This window comes from Vibrio sp. Of7-15, from assembly GCF_022347565.1.
Lineage (GTDB): Bacteria > Pseudomonadota > Gammaproteobacteria > Enterobacterales > Vibrionaceae > NORP241.
Map to the genome: position 1 here is coordinate 1 of NZ_JAKRGH010000002.1, position 16410 is coordinate 16410.

Below are 16410 nucleotides of genomic sequence, written 5' to 3' on the forward strand. Positions count from 1 at the left end.
GAGTAATCTGAATATGGTGCGGAAGGAGAGACTTGAACTCTCACACCTTGCGGCGCCAGAACCTAAATCTGGTGCGTCTACCAATTCCGCCACTTCCGCGCTCTGTTTTTATAACAGAAATTCTTTTTAGTTACACTGAAAATTGGTTATTCAATGTAACGTTGTATGGTGGCTACGACGGGATTTGAACCTGTGACCCCATCATTATGAGTGATGTGCTCTAACCAGCTGAGCTACGTAGCCAAACAACAATGATCTTCATCAATGTGTTTAAATTTTGGCAGGGTTACCTGGATTCGAACCAGGGAATGACGAGATCAAAACCCGTTGCCTTACCACTTGGCGATAACCCTACAGCGATTAATCAGTTAATACTGAGTAATCTAAATATGGTGCGGAAGGAGAGACTTGAACTCTCACACCTTGCGGCGCCAGAACCTAAATCTGGTGCGTCTACCAATTCCGCCACTTCCGCATTTTATTCTTTCTAAATTCCCTAACTAAATAGGACACTTAGAAAGAATGGTGGCTACGACGGGATTTGAACCTGTGACCCCATCATTATGAGTGATGTGCTCTAACCAGCTGAGCTACGTAGCCATTTTTAACTGTTTTCTTCGCTTTGGAATTTCTTCCTCTGCGTTGAGAACGGAGCGCATTATGCTTATCTCCGTGAGATGCGTCAACCCTTTTTTTGAATAAATCACTAATCTTGACTCGTTCGGGTGTAATTTAAACAAAGTGCCTGATTTGTGATCACAAACTGGGAAGAAACCGGAAAAAAGCACGATTTCTCTGATAAAGAAAAGCCAGCGACAAAGGCTGGCTTTTAGATGCAATAACTTTTTGTTGGTTTTTTATACGTTAAAGCGGAAGTGAACTACATCGCCATCTTTAACGATGTAATCTTTACCTTCTAGACGCCACTTACCTGCTTCTTTTGCTCCGCTTTCGCCGCGGTGCTCAATGAAGGCATCGTAACCAACAACTTCTGCACGAATGAAGCCTTTTTCGAAGTCGGTATGGATCTTACCAGCCGCTTGTGGTGCAGTAGCTCCAACAGGGATTGTCCAAGCACGTACTTCTTTAACACCCGCTGTAAAGTAGGTTTGCAGTGTTAGCAGCTCGTAACCAGAGCGGATCACACGATTTAGACCTGGTTCTTCAATCCCCATGTCTGCTAGGAACTCTTCACGATCTTCATCGTCAAGCTCAGACAGCTCGGATTCAATTGCAGCACATACAGCAACAACCACGTTATTTTCTGCAGCTGCGTACTCACGCACTTGATCTAGGTACGGGTTATCTTCAAAACCGTCTTCATTTACATTAGCAATGTACATGGTTGGTTTAAGAGTTAGGAAGTTTAAGTAGCCGATAGCTGCTGATTCTTCTTTCGTTAACTCAACCGTACGTGCCATGCCACCTTCTGTTAATACAGGAAGTAGTTTTTCTAGGACCGTAATTTCAAATTTAGCGTCTTTATCGCCGCCTTTTGCTTTTTTCGCATTACGTTGCAGCGCACGTTCACACGAATCCAGGTCTGCTAGAGCAAGTTCTAGGTTGATCACTTCAATATCTTCGATTGGTGATACTTTACCTGATACGTGAACGATGTTTTCATTTTCAAAACAGCGAACAACGTGGCCAATGGCATCTGTTTCACGGATGTTGGCTAGGAACTTGTTACCTAAACCTTCACCTTTAGATGCGCCAGCAACTAGGCCTGCGATGTCTACGAATTCCATCGTAGTTGGTAGGATTTTTTGTGGGTTAACGATTTCTGCCAGTGCATCTAGACGAAGATCTGGCACAGGTACGATCCCTGTGTTTGGTTCGATAGTACAGAACGGGAAGTTTGCTGCTTCGATACCCGCTTTAGTTAGTGCATTGAAAAGTGTTGATTTACCTACGTTTGGTAAGCCAACGATACCGCATTTAAAACCCATGGTGGAAAACCTTTTAAGTCGTTTATTCTGCTTTGAATGAATGTAAGCGATTTTGCGCTTTGTTTAAGCCGTCTTTTAGTAAGATATCAAGACAACGGACCGACTCATCTACAGTGGCATCAATGTTTTCTTGTTCTTTCTGTGGGGCTTTATTGAGTACAAAACCGGCTACTTTGTCTTTGTGGCCAGGGTGACCAATACCTATACGTAGGCGGTAAAAGTCTTTGTTGTTGGCCATTTTACTGATGATGTCTTTTAATCCGTTATGTCCACCATGGCCACCGCCTTTTTTAAACTTAGCAATGCCCGGAGGTAGATCAAGCTCATCATGAGCAACCAGGATCTCTTCTGGTTTTATCTGGTAAAACTTCGCCAGTGCAGCAAGCGCTTTACCAGATAAGTTCATATAAGTAGTTGGGATCAGTAAACGTAGATCATGACCGTTAGCTTGAATTCTTCCGGTTAATCCAAAAAATTTACTTTCTTCTTTGAGAGAAACGTTATGTACGCGAGCTAACTCTTCTACAACCCATGCTCCGGCGTTGTGACGAGTTTTAGCATATTCTTGCCCTGGGTTTGCTAGCCCAACAAGAAGTCGAATTTGATTACTCAAGGTAGTGATCTCTGTAGTTGACTGGGAGCCCAAACAGGGTTTGGAAACCGAAAAAGCGCGCTATGTTACCATTAACTGGCTACAGCGCTCAAATAATGTCATCCGTTACCTACAAAAACGCCCCGCATATGCAGGGCGTTTTAGCTAAATTAAGGGAGTAATTAGCTTTCGAACATTGCTGAGATAGACTCTTCGTTGCTAATACGACGAATGGCTTCGCCTAGCATGCCAGATAGTGTTAGCTGAGTAACTTTACCTGTTGCAATCATCTCTTCAGACAGTGGGATGGAATCGGTTACGATCACTTCATCTAATACTGACTCGCTGATGTTTTGGGCTGCGTTACCAGAGAATACAGCGTGAGTCGCGTAAGCAAATACACGTTTCGCGCCACGTTCTTTAAGGGCTTCAGCGGCTTTACACAGTGTGCCGCCTGTGTCGATCATGTCATCAACGATGATGCAATCGCGGCCTTCAACGTCACCGATAAGGTGCATTACTTGAGAAACGTTAGCACGAGGGCGACGCTTATCAATGATTGCAATGTCAGTGTCATCTAACAGTTTAGCTGTAGCACGTGCACGTACAACGCCACCGATATCTGGAGACACAACCACTGGATCTTCAAGGTTTCTTGCTGCCATGTCTTCAAGAAGAACAGGGGTACCGAAGATGTTATCTACAGGTACGTCGAAGAAGCCTTGGATTTGCTCAGCATGTAGGTCAACAGTAAGTACACGGTCAACACCAACATTTGAAAGGAAATCAGCAATTACTTTTGCAGTAATTGGCACACGAGCAGAACGTACACGACGATCTTGACGTGCATAACCAAAGTAAGGAATTACAGCGGTAATACGACCAGCAGAAGCACGACGAAGTGCATCGATCATAACAACCAATTCCATTAGGTTGTCATTCGTTGGAGCACAAGTAGACTGGATGATGAAAACATCACTACCACGAACATTTTCGTTGATCTGTACTGCAACTTCTCCGTCAGAAAAACGGGAAACAGTTGCATCACCAAGTGAAATATATAGTCGATCAGCAATGCGTTGGGCTAGTTCAGGTGTGGCGTTACCAGCAAATAGCTTCATATCAGGCACGGTGGAAACCTCAGGGTTGCGTCCAAGTGATGTAAGTTTAGTTGTTTGTCTTGATTTTGTAGCTCTCTAATGTTTCAGTAAGAGGTGAGGTGTTTAAACCTTTTGCTACAAATCCAGCAATATTGTCAGGCAGACGGTTTAAAATTGCATTGGCTTCATTTTCACTGTTAAATTCAGCAAAAATACAAGCGCCAGTGCCAGTTAACCTCGACGGCGCGTATTCTAACAGCCATGAAAGTTGCTTATCAACCTCTGGGTACACACTTCTTACGATTTTTTCGCAATCGTTTCCGTAAGGCTGGCGTAACAGTGCTTCCAAATCTCTTTTTGGGGTATTTCTGGTCAACTCTGGATGAGTGAATACGTCTACAGTTGCAATACTGACTGATGGTTTTATAACCAAATACCATTTCTCTTGTGGTTGAGCAGGCTGTAATTTTTCACCAACACCTTCGGCAAAAGCGGCGAAACCACGAACAAAAACGGGAACATCAGCCCCCAGTTGCAGCCCTAAGTCGGCGAGTGTATCTAGGTTTAGGTTAAGCTGCCATAAATGGTTTAATGCGACCAGTGTGGTTGCAGCATCAGACGAACCTCCACCAAGACCTCCTCCCATTGGCAGGACTTTCTCTATATGTATCTGGGCGCCAAAAGGGCAATTGCAGTGCTCTTTTAAAATTTGAGCAGCTTTCCAAATTAAATTATCTTCGGTTTTTACCCCTTCAATGGCAGGAGATAAAGTGACGTTTCCCGATTCATTGGCTGTGATGGTGAGTTGATCACTGCGGTCAATAAACTGAAATAAGGTTTGAAGCTCATGATAGCCGTTGTCTTTTCTTCCTGTAATGTAAAGAAATAAGTTGAGCTTTGCCGGTGCTGGCCAGGTGGTGGTATCGGCTATGGGAGTATTTTTTTGCATGGTATTTACGTTGCTCATGGATTCGTTGTCCAGTTGGAAATCACAATCTTAAGAGAAGTGGCGCCTTGATGAAGCTGCATCTTATTGGGAAGCGGTAGTTGTTGGGTTTGTTCGTAAGCTTGGTAGTTTAATTGCCATTGTTGAGAATTGATGGACTTAAACAATTGCGCGACGGTTTGTTCTGGGTTTAAAGTGAAATCGTCAGCATTGGTTGGTAAGCCTTTTAACCAGTCACTGAGGTTACGAAAGGGAATGTTTAGCCCGGTGAGTTGGTAAACCAATTGCTCAGCACTAGCATGATGGTAAGTTTTATCATCACGAGTCACCACTTTTGCACCATGCTCATCAATGTCCATTTTTAAAACGGTCTGCCCGAGAAAGGTGGTGAGAATCAGTTGGCTGTTTTGTGTGTTTTGCTTCCATAAGAAGTTTAGGCTTTGGCGTTGCTTGTCGTCTTTATAACCAAGCTTTCCTCTGACTTGATAGTTTTGAAGTTTTTCTAAAGCTTGTTGATGCTGTTGCCAATCGACACTAAGTGGTGTGGTGGGCGTTGTGCTGCACCCCACAAGAGAAAGGAAAAAGAAGACACAGAAGCTTCTGATTGTGATGTTCATTTTGCTAAGTTTTACCTTTATCTGCATGTGATGCCTATTTACGTTCAATTTGATGGCTTGATCGTCACAAAAGCGGCGCTAGAGTGCAAGTTTTTCCATTGAACGTAAATCTTTCTCAATAATTGCCGGTTTTTCGCTATTTTATAGGCTTGTCAACGAGGAGTGGATCAAAACATAACGGCTATCGGCTTTCATTACTTGGGAGCATAAAGTAAACTTCGGGTCTTAATTGTTTATGTATGATCCTGGTAACGCCTTTCAATGTCCTTGCTTGCAATCGGAATAAATCACAATACAGCTTCAGTTGATCTTCGTGAAAAAGTGGCTTTCTCTCCTGAGAAACTCACCAGTGCGTTAGAGGAACTCAATCGAGATGCCAATATTCAAAGTGGTGTGATCATCTCAACCTGCAACCGCACTGAGATCTATTGTGATGTAGTTGGGGCTGGAACAGGAACCGTGGTTGATTGGTTAACAGCATTTCACCATGTTTCGGCGGAAGAGCTAATGCCTAGTCTGTACACTTATGAAGAGCAAGCGGCGGTGAAACATCTGATGCGTGTCTCTTGTGGGTTAGACTCTTTGGTTCTCGGTGAGCCACAAATCTTAGGGCAAGTAAAACAATCTTATGCGTCAGCACGTGAGCACGATGCGGTTGATGGTACGGTTGAGAAGTTATTTCAAAAAGCCTTTTCGGTTGCTAAGCGAGTCCGTACTGAAACGGACATTGGTGGTAATGCCGTTTCGGTCGCGTATGCCGCTTGTACATTAGCAAAACAGATCTTTGAGTCTATGGCGGATGCGACTGTTTTATTGGTAGGCGCAGGAGAAACCATTGAACTGGTTGCGAAACACTTAGTAGACAATGGTAGCTCAAATCTGATTGTGGCTAACCGAACTAGAGAACGAGCTCAAGGCTTAGCAGAACAGTTTGGTGCAGAAGTGATCAGCTTGGAAGAAATTCCTGAACATTTACCACGAGCAGATATAGTGATCAGCTCCACCGCAAGTCCGTTACCAATAATAGGCAAAGGCATGGTAGAAAGCGCGTTAAAGGCCCGTAAACATCAACCCATGTTATTGATTGATATTGCCGTTCCTCGTGATATTGAAAATGAGGTCGGTGAATTAAGTGATGCCTATCTTTATAGCGTTGATGATCTGCAAAACATTATTGATCGTAATATAGAACAACGAAAAGTTGAGGCTATCCAAGCGGAAGCCATTGTCAGTGAAGAAAGTGCTGCGTTTATGAGCTGGCTTCGTTCTTTGCAAGCGGTTGATAGCATTCGTCAGTATCGCGAACAGTCAAATAATGTACGAACTGAGTTGCTCAATCGTAGCCTTCAGGCTTTATCTGCTGGTGTTGCGCCAGAGAAAGTACTGCTTGAGCTGAGCAACAAGCTAACCAACAAATTAATACATGCCCCAACTCATGCCATGCAACAAGCGGCGAAAAATGGGGAACCTGAAAAACTATCAGTGATCCGTGCTAGCATTGGATTAGATAATTAAATACAAGTCTTAAAAACACCTATGAAACCATCGATTCGAATTAAGTTAGAAGCGCTTGTTGAGCGTTACGAAGAAGTTCAGCATTTACTTGGCGATCCTGAAATTATTGGCGATCAAGACAAATTCCGTGCTCTTTCACGTGAGTACTCCCAGCTGGAAGAAGTGACAAATTGCTTCCAAGCGTATCAGCAAGCACAAGAAGATCTGGAAGCGGCTCAGGAAATGGCCAATGAAGACGATCCAGAAATGCGTGAAATGGCGCAAGAAGAAGTAAAAGAAGCAAAAGAAGCCATTGAAAACCTAAATGAAGAGCTTCAAGTTCTGTTGCTACCTAAAGATCCGAATGATGAACGTAACTGTTTCCTAGAGATTCGTGCTGGTGCTGGTGGTGATGAGGCTGGTATTTTTGCGGGTGATTTGTTCCGTATGTACAGCAAATACGCAGAAAAGCGCGGTTGGCGTATTGAAGTGATGAGTGCAAATAACTCAGAGCAAGGCGGTTATAAAGAAATGATCGCAAAAGTAACTGGTGAAGGTGCTTATGGTGTACTGAAGTTTGAATCTGGTGGTCACCGTGTTCAACGTGTACCAGCGACTGAATCACAAGGTCGTGTTCATACATCGGCGTGTACATTAGCGGTAATGGCAGAAATTCCAGAAGCGGAAATCCCAGAAATTAAAGCCAGCGATCTAAAAATTGATACGTTCCGTGCCTCGGGCGCAGGTGGTCAGCACGTAAACACCACTGATTCTGCTATTCGTATTACGCACATCCCAACAGGCACGGTGGTAGAGTGTCAGGATGAGCGTTCACAGCATAAGAACAAAGCCAAAGCGATGGCGGTTCTTGCGGCTCGTATTATTAAAGCGGAAGAAGAGCGACGTGCCGCGGCTGAGTCTGATACTCGTCGTAACCTACTGGGCTCTGGTGACCGTTCAGACCGTATTCGTACTTACAACTACCCTCAGGGGCGCGTTTCAGACCACCGCATCAACCTAACCGTGTATCGCTTAAATGAAGTGATGGAAGGGGATCTGGACTGCTTAGTTGAGCCTGTGATTCAGGAACACCAAGCGGATCAGCTAGCGGCGCTTTCTGAGCAAAACTAATGAACCATTGCATTCAAGATTTATTACAGAATGCAATGGAACGTCTTAGCGAGTCGGGGAGTGAATCTCCCCAACTTGATGCTGCTGTTTTGTTGTGTCATGCCTTAGATAAACCACGTAGCTACTTGTTAACTTGGCCTGAAAAAATACCAGAGCCTGAACAAATAGATCTTTTTGAAAAGGTATTAGCTCGTCGTTTACAAGGAGAACCTGTTGCTTACATTTTAGGTGAGCGAGAGTTTTGGTCTCTTTCGTTAAAAGTTTCCCCATCCACGTTAATCCCTCGTCCTGATACTGAACGACTGGTTGAGCTTGCGCTTGATAAATTGTCGGTAGTATCAGGCGATGTTTTGGACTTAGGAACGGGAACAGGTGCTATTGCTTTGGCGATTGCTTCTGAATGCCCAACTTTAAATGTCATGGGCGTTGATATCCGAGAAGAGGCAAAAGCGCTGGCGACGGAAAATGCTGCGCGTTTACAAATTGCAAATGCCCACTTTCAAGCGGGTAGCTGGTTTGAACCTATTGCCGATGATCATAAGTTTGCCGTGATCGTCAGTAATCCCCCTTATATTGATGAAACGGATCCTCACTTATCCCAAGGTGATGTGCGTTTTGAACCCGCCTCGGCACTGGTTGCGCCTAACAAGGGGCTAGCGGATCTGGATTACATCAGTGAACACGCAAGAGAATTTCTACAAGCTGGTGGCTGGCTGTTAATGGAGCATGGCTTTGAGCAAGGCCCAGCTGTCAGAGATATTTTAATAAAACTTGGCTATGACCAAGTAAGTACAGCCCAAGACTACGCCGGTAATGATCGGGTGACGTTAGGCTGTTGGACTTAAGAGAGGAACTATGTACGCTGCAGTGAAGCACATTCATTTATTATCGATTGTCTTAAGCATATCGTTATTTGTTTTCCGTTATATATTGGTCATGCGTGCATCACCAATGTTAGAAAAACCGTTGCTGAAAAAAATGCCACACATGGTAGATACCGTTTTACTGGCCACGGGTATAGGCTTGGTGCTGATTACGGGTTTTACGCCATTTACACCTGCGGGGTTATGGCTAACTGAAAAGCTTACCTGTGTTATGGTCTACATTGCTCTAGGGTTTGTTACCTTGCATTATGGCAAAAACAAAGTATTTAAAACGTTCGCTTTTTTAGGTGCGTTAGGTTGGCTAATGGTTGCAGCGAAATTGGCCGTTACTAAAGTTCCAACATTCTTGGGGTAACCATGTTTCATTTCTTTGATGAAGATTTAGATAATATGGAGTTAGTTGAAGGTGCATTGGCATTAAATGCGGCCATTAACCCTTCAACATCCGTTAAGTGGGCTGAACTTAAGCTAGATAAATTAGTAGAAGAAGCTGAATTAGCGCTGATCAGTGAACGTGAGCCAAAACAACGATTTGATGCGTTATTGCGTTTATTTTATAACGAGTGGGAATTTAAAGGGGATGAAGAGCAGTACTTCTCATCGTCTAATGTCTTCGTTGATAAAGTAATTGAACGTCGTACTGGAAGCCCTGTGAGTCTAGGGGCTATTTTATTATTTCTGGCTCATAAACTTGATTTACCTGTATCGGGTGTGAGTTTTCCAACTCAGTTTATTTTACGAGTGGACTGGCCAGGAGAAGAGGCACTGTATTTAAATCCGTTTAATGGCGAATTTGTCGGAAAAAGCACCTTACAAGCGTGGCTGATTGGGCAAGATGGACCATTGGCGACGCTTAAACCTGAGCATTTAGCGGTATCGGATAATCCGACCATTATTGGTCGCTGGCTCGCGGTGATCAAAAGTGCTTTGCTGCGAGAAGAGCACTATTCTTTAGCATTGCGCTGTACGGATTTGGCATTGACGTTCTCGCCGGACGATCCTTACGAAATTCGCGATCGCGGTTTTATTTATCAGCAGTTAGAGTGCCATCAGATTGCGGCAAGCGACTATGAGTTTTTTATTGAAAACTGCCCGGAAGACCCTGCCGCGGAATTATTAAAAGCACAAGTCAAAGCTTTAAATGAGCGACCAACAACGCTTCACTAAATAGAAGAGTGATAAAAATGATAGAACAAAAAACAGTTAAAGTTGGTGATATCGATGTAGCCAACGATAAGCCATTTGTCTTATTCGCTGGTATGAACGTATTAGAGTCTCGTGATCTTGCGATGCAAATCTGTGAGCATTACGTAGAAGTGACCAACAAGCTTGGTATTCCTTACGTATTTAAAGCTTCTTTTGATAAAGCAAATCGTTCATCTGTGCACTCTTACCGTGGCCCTGGTATGGAAGAAGGTTTAAAGATCTTCCAAGAGCTAAAAGACACATTTGGCGTGAAAATTATTACGGATATCCACGAAATTGAGCAAGCTAAGCCAGTTTCTGATGTGGTTGATGTGATTCAACTTCCTGCTTTCCTAGCTCGCCAAACCGACTTAGTAGAAGCCATGGCAAAAACAGGTTCTGTGATTAATGTGAAAAAACCACAGTTCATGAGCCCAGGCCAAGTGGGGAACATCGTTGATAAGTTTGCAGAGTGTGGTAATGAAAATATCATTCTTTGTGAACGTGGTACCTGTATGGGTTACGACAATTTAGTGGTTGATATGCTAGGTTTTGGCGTCATGAAAAAAGCATCAAACGGCAGCCCAATCATTTTTGATGTGACCCATGCTCTGCAAAATCGCGATCCAAGTGGTGCTGCTTCTGGTGGTCGCCGTGAGCAAACAGTAGAGCTTGCTAAAGCTGGTCTTGCAACAGGCATCGCAGGCTTGTTTATTGAAGCGCATCCAAACCCAGACAAAGCACTGTGTGATGGCCCATCAGCATTACCGTTGGACAAGCTAGAGCCATTCTTAACGCAAATGAAAGCATTGGATGATGTGATCAAAGGTTTTGAGCATATCGAAATCAAATAGGCGCGAATAGTCATAGGGCGTTGATTGCTCCTTGCATGAAATGAAAAAGGGCTGCCATCATCGGCAGCCCTTTTTAGTACGTGCTATTTCATGGTAGCTTAAAGTTTAAAGCGATTAATTTCTTGTTTTAACTCTTCAGAGAGTTCAGACAGCTGACCCGCCTGTACCGCAGCTTGCTGAGTCTCGTCGGTTAATTCATTCGAAACATCACGCACCGCTTCAGTATTACGTGTGATTTCTGCGGTTACAGAAGATTGCTCTTCTGCTGCGGCAGCAATCTGAGTGGCCATATCATTAATTTGATTAACTGACGCTGTGATCTGCTCAAGGCTGGCAGAAGCGGATTGAGCATCACTGACGCTGGTATCAGCAAGGTGGCGGCTGTCTTCCATAATACCAACGGCTTTTTGGGTTGTACCTTGTAAGCCTTCAATCATTTGTTGAATCTCTTGAGTAGAGGCATGAGTACGTTGGCTAAGAACGCGCACTTCATCGGCAACTACGGCAAAACCACGGCCTTGCTCACCTGCACGGGCTGCTTCAATGGCTGCATTAAGTGCTAATAGGTTAGTTTGCTCAGCAATGTTTTGAATAGTAGAAAGAATAGTATTAATGCTTTGCGCATTGGTATGTAACTCTGTAATCACCGTTGTAGCGGTTTCAACTTCAGTGGCTAGATTACCGATAGACGCTTGGCTTTGGTGTACTTGCTGAGCACCGTGATTAGATACGGTAACGGTTTGCTCGGCAGTGCCTGCGGTATTATCTGCATTACCTGCGATCTCTTGAGTTGCTGCTGCCATCTCATTAATTGCAGTCGCTACCATGTTGATTTCATCCATTTGATGTTGGATGCGTTGGTTACGCTCTTCTGCACCCTGCGCTGTGGCTGTTGCCTGAGTCGCCAAAGTTTGTGAAATGTCACGTAAGCGGCACACCATTGCATGCATGTTGCCAACAAACTGGTTGAAATTGATAGCCAATTGGCCCACTTCATCGTCACTGTGTGGTTCAAGGCGCTGGGTTAAATCACCTTCACCTGTGGCGATCTCTTCTAATGCTTTTGATACGCGCAGTAGATCTTTAAATAAGAAGTTAACCAGAAGGGTCAGAGCAACGGCTATCAAGGCAGTTAAACCAGCACTAATGAGGAGTTCTTCTTTTAGTAGAGCACGGTGTGCCGCTTCCTCAGTACGCTTGGTCATCTCAACGGCGAAGATCCAGTTAGTGTTTGGCACATTGGCAAAATATACTAACTTTTCCACCCCATTAATCGTAAATACTTCGATGCGTTTTTGCTGAATAGCTTGTTTGATACGTTGTGGTGTTAGGTCATTTGAGTAGCGGCTAACTGGCTCTAAGAGCAGAGAAGAGTCAGGGTGTGCGAGGAAAGTTCCATCACCATCAATCAGGGTAGTAATGGCGTCTTTACCTGCATCTAAGCTGATCACATCACTGATGAGTTGATCGATAAGTACATCCGCACCAATGACACCTACAAGCTGGCCATTTTTATAAACTGGTTCCGCAATGGTTACCAATAGAGAATTAGTAATGGCATCTTGGTAGGCAGAAGTAATGATTTGTTTACCAGCACTGAGTGCTTCTTTATACCAAGGGCGCTGACGAGGATCGTAATCGGCACGGTTACGTTCAGGATGAGATCGGTACATTTCACCCTGTGGAGTACCTAAGAAAACATCATCAAAACCACCCGACTTGCGGGCTAGCTGCAAGTAAGAAACGATGTCTTCTTCTTTGCTGTAATCACCAGTTGCGTGAGCAATTTGAGATCGTATGCCTATCCAGCCTGATATGCCGACTGTTGCTGATGATGCCATACTTTCTGCTCTGGCATACACTCCATTTCGAGTTTGTTGAAATAACTGGCTTGATGATAGCCAAGTGAGAATGGAAGCAGTAATGATGACGGCGAGCAAACTGGCGCCGATCAGTTTTTGTTTTAAGGTCAATTTCATAGCAGCTTTTTGGTGATAGAGTCAGAGGGGTGAGTATTCTATGAATAGTGCTGTTTAATTGCACGTATAAATAGCCTGAATAGTCTATAAAAAGTGAAAAACGGAATTAGTGTTTCAAAATGTAAGCCTAAATGACGAGAGTAAACGTTTGCTTGTGATCTATCTGGTTTAATCGTGTTCAATGCGAGGAAAACTTGCACACCAAGCCTGTTGTAAAGGTGATCTAACCAGCAGATTCATGAAAGTCATATGATTGTGTCATATATTTCTTTTAAACTTCCTCATGTTTTCAACGCTACGCAGGGGATTAGCTCAATGATTAGTGCTAGTTCAACGGCCTCGCCGTAGCTTGACCTCCCTCGAAATATTTTAAGACAAGGTGATAAAAATGAAGGAACGCTTATCCGTTAAAGCCGCTGTTAGTGCTGCGTTAATTGCGACTCTTGCTGGTTGTGCATCTCAACCTGCTGAGCCTACGTGGGAGCAAGATACGACCTACAAATTAACGGTACTTCACACTAATGACCACCATGGTCGCTTCTGGCAGAACAAATACGGTGAGTACGGCATGGCTGCGCGCAAAACGTTGCTTGATGAGCTTCGTACAGAAGTCCGTGCAGAAGGTGGTAGTGTGTTGCTTCTGTCTGGTGGTGATATCAACACTGGCGTTCCTGAGTCTGATCTACAAGATGCAGAACCAGATTTTAAAGGCATGAATCTGCTAGGTTACGATGCAATGGCTCTAGGTAACCATGAATTCGATAATCCGCTTGAAGTTCTAGCTAAACAGCAAGATTGGGCAAACTTCCCAATGCTTTCTGCAAATATCTACGATAAGAAAACTGGTGAGCGTATGTTCCAGCCTTACCAGATCTTCAATAAGCAAGGCATTAAAATTGCGGTTATCGGTCTAACAACTGAAGATACAGCAAAAATCGGTAACCCAGAATACATCGGTGGCATCGATTTCCGTGACCCTAAAGCGGAAGCGAAAAAAGTGATTGCTGAGTTACGTGAAACGGAAAAGCCTGACTTAATCTTTGCTGCGACTCACATGGGACATTATGAAAATGGTAACCGTGGCGTGAATGCTCCTGGTGATGTGGCTCTTGCTCGTTACTTAGATGAAGGCGACCTAGACATGATCATTGGTGGTCACTCTCAAGAGCCTGTGTGTATGGAAGGCCCGAACCTAGTTAAGAAAAACTTCAAGCCAGGTGATGAGTGTAAGCCAGATTTCCAAAACGGCACTTGGTTAGTTCAAGCGCACGAATGGGGTAAGTATGTTGGTAAAGCTGACTACGAATTCCGTAACGGTGAGCTAGAGCTAGTAAGCTACGATTTAATCCCAGTTAACCTGAAGAAAAAGATTAAAGTTAACGGTGAGAAAAAACGTGTATTCATCCAAGATGAGATTGCACAAGACCAAGCGGTTCTTGATTTCTTAACGCCTTACCAAGAAAAAGGCCAAGCGCAGCTTAACTTTAAGATCTCTGAAAGCAACGGCAAACTGGAAGGCGATCGTAACGTTGTTCGTTTCAAGCAGACTAACTTAGGCCGTTTAATTGCAACTTCTCATATGGAGCGTGCTAAAGCTGACTTCGCTGTAATGAACTCTGGTGGTGTACGTGATTCAATTGCCGCTGGCGACATTACTTACAAAGACGTTCTGAAAGTACAACCATTTGGCAATATCCTTACTTACACAGACATGACTGGTGCTGAAGTGATGGATTACCTAAACGTGGTTGCAACTAAGCCGATTGATTCAGGTGCCTATGCACAGTTTGCTGGTATTTCAATGACTGTTGCTAACGGTAAAGTAAGCAATGTTAAAGTTGGTGGTAAAGCGCTGGATACCAACAAGACTTACCGCTTCACTGTACCAAGCTTCAACGCTGCTGGTGGCGACGGTTACCCTAAATTAACAGGTCACCCTGGTTACGTGAACACAGGTTTTGTTGACGCTGAGGTTCTTAAAGAGTACCTAGAAGTGAACAGCCCAATTGATGTAAACGCATACGCACCAAAAGGTGAGATGGTTTACAAATAATCTGAATAGTAGCAAGTGATTCAGTATGACAACGGCGCTTAATCAGCGCCGTTTTTTATTGGCTTTTTTATTTGACGAAGGGGGCGTGTGAGTTGGTCTTTGCCTTAGCTTGTAGTAACTTGTTATTTCGAAATAAAACGAAGAAGAAGATCCAATGACACCTGCCATCAATTTAGCCAAGAAGAAGAAAATAAAACATAGCGTCCATCAGTATCATCATGATCCTAGTGTTGAAAGTTACGGTACAGAAGCGGTTGCTGTATTAGGTCAAAATCCTCAGCAAGTATTTAAAACACTTTTATTTTCCATGAATGGTGATCCGAAAAAGTTGGGCGTAGCCGTTGTGCCTGTGGCCAATATGCTGGACTTAAAAGCCATCGCAAAAGCAGCAAAAGCCAAAAAGTCTGAAATGGCGGATCCGAGTATTGCTGAAAAAACGACAGGGTATGTTGTGGGTGGCATCAGTCCTCTTGGTCAGAAGAAAGCGCTGCCGACTTTTATTGATGATTCCGCACAGCAGTTTGAATCTATTTTTGTGAGTGCAGGCCGAAGAGGGTTAGAGATCGAGCTATCACCTCAAGATTTAGCAGGTCTGACTCGCGGCCAGTTTGCTGTTATTGCTAAATAATCTGAGTCTAGGGTGAATAGGCCATCGAATGAATCACTCTTTATCGAGCTTGAATTTAAATTTACTGGTGACTTTGCAAGTGTTACTCCGTTGCTGCCACGTAAGTCAGGCGGCAAACGAATTGAATATTACACAGTCGGCGGTGAGTAAGCAGCTTGCTCAATTGCGGGAGTGTTTTGATGATCCCCTTTTGGTGCGTGAAGGTAATACCTTATTGATGACGCCAAGGGCAAAAACGCTGTTAGCGGAATTGGATGTGTTACTGGGGCAAATTCAACATTTTATTGAACCCATGGAATTCTCGCCAAGCAAATTAACGGGCACATACACACTGGCGTCGTCAGATTATGTGGCTCAATTTTTATTGCCTGAGATTGTTAGCGAGTTGGTTGATAAAGCACCAAATTTAGCCATTAATTACCAGCTTTGGTCACCAGAGAAATTAGAGCTCCTAGCCGAATTAGACGTCGAGTTGGTGTCGACCATGTTACCGGATGTGCCTGCGGGATTACATGGCCAGTTGATGGGGAGCGATCAGCCTTGTTGTGTCATGAGTGCTCATCACCCGTTAGCGGAAAACGCATCGCTGACGTTGCCTGAATTGTTGGGGTTCCCTTTTGCTTCCGTCAGTGGCGGCGGTGATAAAGACAGCTTTTTTGATAAAGAGCTTTCTTCTTTGGGCTTAAAGCGTAATGTGCAGTTCAATGTGCCATTTTTTACATCGGCACTCACCACTGTCGCCTCTAGTGAAATGTTGTTGATCATCCCTGAGCACATAGCAGTGACCATGACGTCATTTTTTGATGTGGTTTATAAGCCCTTGCCAATGAAAGCGCCCACTTATAAGTATTGGTTGATTTGGCATCCCAAATACCACACAGATCCTAGTCACCGTTGGTTCCGAGAGCAAGTGATGGGGGTGATAAGAAGCTCTTCGTTTTCTATTGGCTATTCCTATAAGTCATAGCTTGTATGATAATTGATAATTTCAAATCATC

General features: G+C 43.9%; 15 protein-coding genes and 5 tRNA genes. 9 read left to right on the forward strand and 11 right to left on the reverse strand.

Features of this window, described 5'->3' with window-relative positions; translation table 11 throughout:
- Positions 1-14 precede the first annotated feature (14 nt).
- The 10 genes from MHO82_RS02495 to lolB all read right to left on the reverse strand — a co-directional run bounded on the left by MHO82_RS02495 (position 15) and on the right by lolB (position 5204).
- A tRNA-Leu gene (locus MHO82_RS02495) sits at positions 15-99 on the reverse strand.
- Positions 100-166: 67 nt separating this feature from the next.
- Positions 167-243, reverse strand: a tRNA-Met gene (locus MHO82_RS02500).
- Positions 244-278: 35 nt separating this feature from the next.
- Positions 279-353 (reverse strand) — tRNA-Gln (locus MHO82_RS02505).
- 37 nt (positions 354-390) lie between these two features.
- Positions 391-475: transfer RNA gene (locus MHO82_RS02510), tRNA-Leu, on the reverse strand.
- Positions 476-523: 48 nt separating this feature from the next.
- A tRNA-Met gene (locus MHO82_RS02515) sits at positions 524-600 on the reverse strand.
- Between the two features lie 257 nt (positions 601-857).
- Positions 858-1949 carry a redox-regulated ATPase YchF gene (gene ychF / locus MHO82_RS02520; RefSeq protein ID WP_239182281.1) on the reverse strand — a complete coding sequence of 364 codons (1092 nt, stop codon included), beginning with the start codon at positions 1947-1949 and terminating at the stop codon, positions 858-860.
- 22 nt (positions 1950-1971) lie between these two features.
- Positions 1972-2562 (reverse strand): aminoacyl-tRNA hydrolase, encoded by a 591-nt coding sequence (gene pth / locus MHO82_RS02525; protein ID WP_239182282.1) that lies wholly within the window; start codon positions 2560-2562, stop codon positions 1972-1974.
- Positions 2563-2723: 161 nt separating this feature from the next.
- Positions 2724-3671, reverse strand: a complete 948-nt coding sequence (locus tag MHO82_RS02530) for a ribose-phosphate pyrophosphokinase (protein WP_239182283.1) — start codon at positions 3669-3671, stop codon at positions 2724-2726.
- A 37-nt stretch (positions 3672-3708) separates the two neighbouring features.
- The gene (gene ispE / locus MHO82_RS02535; RefSeq protein ID WP_239182689.1) at positions 3709-4590 is read right to left on the reverse strand and encodes a 4-(cytidine 5'-diphospho)-2-C-methyl-D-erythritol kinase; all 882 of its coding nucleotides are present in this window, start codon (positions 4588-4590) and stop codon (positions 3709-3711) included.
- A 14-nt stretch (positions 4591-4604) separates the two neighbouring features.
- Positions 4605-5204, reverse strand: coding sequence for a lipoprotein insertase outer membrane protein LolB (gene lolB, locus MHO82_RS02540; RefSeq protein ID WP_239182284.1), 600 nt, complete (start codon positions 5202-5204; stop codon positions 4605-4607).
- A gap of 261 nt (positions 5205-5465) precedes the next feature.
- On the opposite strand from lolB, the gene hemA reads away from it, so the two are divergent.
- The 6 genes from hemA to kdsA are packed head-to-tail and all read left to right on the forward strand — an operon-like array spanning position 5466 to position 10752.
- A complete protein-coding gene (gene hemA, locus MHO82_RS02545) occupies positions 5466-6719 on the forward strand; it encodes a glutamyl-tRNA reductase (RefSeq protein WP_239182285.1) in 1254 nt (417 codons plus the stop codon).
- A gap of 21 nt (positions 6720-6740) precedes the next feature.
- Entirely contained in the window at positions 6741-7829 is a 1089-nt protein-coding gene (gene prfA, locus MHO82_RS02550) for a peptide chain release factor 1 (protein ID WP_239182286.1), read from the forward strand.
- On the forward strand, positions 7829-8674 hold the full coding sequence (gene prmC, locus MHO82_RS02555) for a peptide chain release factor N(5)-glutamine methyltransferase (RefSeq protein WP_239182287.1): 846 nt from the start codon (positions 7829-7831) through the stop codon (positions 8672-8674). Before prfA ends, prmC begins: the two co-directional genes overlap by 1 nt.
- 10 nt (positions 8675-8684) lie before the next feature.
- Positions 8685-9068, forward strand: coding sequence for a SirB2 family protein (locus tag MHO82_RS02560; RefSeq protein ID WP_239182288.1), 384 nt, complete (start codon positions 8685-8687; stop codon positions 9066-9068).
- 2 nt (positions 9069-9070) lie between these two features.
- Positions 9071-9880 (forward strand): SirB1 family protein, encoded by an 810-nt coding sequence (locus MHO82_RS02565; protein ID WP_239182289.1) that lies wholly within the window; start codon positions 9071-9073, stop codon positions 9878-9880.
- A 17-nt stretch (positions 9881-9897) separates the two neighbouring features.
- Positions 9898-10752 (forward strand): 3-deoxy-8-phosphooctulonate synthase, encoded by an 855-nt coding sequence (kdsA, locus tag MHO82_RS02570; RefSeq protein WP_239182290.1) that lies wholly within the window; start codon positions 9898-9900, stop codon positions 10750-10752.
- A 98-nt stretch (positions 10753-10850) separates the two neighbouring features.
- Here the strand turns inward: kdsA and MHO82_RS02575 are convergent, their stop codons facing one another.
- Positions 10851-12731: a methyl-accepting chemotaxis protein gene (locus MHO82_RS02575; protein ID WP_239182291.1), complete on the reverse strand. Its 1881-nt coding sequence runs from the start codon at positions 12729-12731 to the stop codon at positions 10851-10853.
- Between the two features lie 388 nt (positions 12732-13119).
- Here MHO82_RS02575 and ushA point away from each other — a divergent pair, with 388 nt between their 5' ends.
- The 3 genes from ushA (at position 13120) to MHO82_RS02590 (ending at position 16379) form a co-directional block, all read left to right on the forward strand.
- Entirely contained in the window at positions 13120-14784 is a 1665-nt protein-coding gene (gene ushA / locus MHO82_RS02580; protein ID WP_239182292.1) for a bifunctional UDP-sugar hydrolase/5'-nucleotidase UshA, read from the forward strand.
- A gap of 154 nt (positions 14785-14938) precedes the next feature.
- Positions 14939-15412, forward strand: coding sequence for a Cys-tRNA(Pro) deacylase (gene ybaK / locus MHO82_RS02585; RefSeq protein ID WP_239182293.1), 474 nt, complete (start codon positions 14939-14941; stop codon positions 15410-15412).
- A gap of 28 nt (positions 15413-15440) precedes the next feature.
- Positions 15441-16379 carry a LysR family transcriptional regulator gene (locus MHO82_RS02590; RefSeq protein ID WP_239182294.1) on the forward strand — a complete coding sequence of 313 codons (939 nt, stop codon included), beginning with the start codon at positions 15441-15443 and terminating at the stop codon, positions 16377-16379.
- The last annotated feature ends 31 nt before the right edge of the window (positions 16380-16410 follow it).

Coding starts and splice junctions, on each gene's coding strand:
- MHO82_RS02575 (WP_239182291.1), bottom strand. CDS start 12,731: ATGAAATTGACCTTAAAACAAAAACTGATCGGCGCCAGTTTGCTCGCC.
- ispE (WP_239182689.1), bottom strand. CDS start 4,590: ATGCAAAAAAATACTCCCATAGCCGATACCACCACCTGGCCAGCACCG.
- prfA (WP_239182286.1), top strand. CDS start 6,741: ATGAAACCATCGATTCGAATTAAGTTAGAAGCGCTTGTTGAGCGTTAC.
- MHO82_RS02590 (WP_239182294.1), top strand. CDS start 15,441: ATGAATCACTCTTTATCGAGCTTGAATTTAAATTTACTGGTGACTTTG.
- ychF (WP_239182281.1), bottom strand. CDS start 1,949: ATGGGTTTTAAATGCGGTATCGTTGGCTTACCAAACGTAGGTAAATCA.
- lolB (WP_239182284.1), bottom strand. CDS start 5,204: ATGAACATCACAATCAGAAGCTTCTGTGTCTTCTTTTTCCTTTCTCTT.
- MHO82_RS02565 (WP_239182289.1), top strand. CDS start 9,071: ATGTTTCATTTCTTTGATGAAGATTTAGATAATATGGAGTTAGTTGAA.
- prmC (WP_239182287.1), top strand. CDS start 7,829: ATGAACCATTGCATTCAAGATTTATTACAGAATGCAATGGAACGTCTT.
- hemA (WP_239182285.1), top strand. CDS start 5,466: ATGTCCTTGCTTGCAATCGGAATAAATCACAATACAGCTTCAGTTGAT.
- kdsA (WP_239182290.1), top strand. CDS start 9,898: ATGATAGAACAAAAAACAGTTAAAGTTGGTGATATCGATGTAGCCAAC.
- ushA (WP_239182292.1), top strand. CDS start 13,120: ATGAAGGAACGCTTATCCGTTAAAGCCGCTGTTAGTGCTGCGTTAATT.
- ybaK (WP_239182293.1), top strand. CDS start 14,939: ATGACACCTGCCATCAATTTAGCCAAGAAGAAGAAAATAAAACATAGC.
- MHO82_RS02560 (WP_239182288.1), top strand. CDS start 8,685: ATGTACGCTGCAGTGAAGCACATTCATTTATTATCGATTGTCTTAAGC.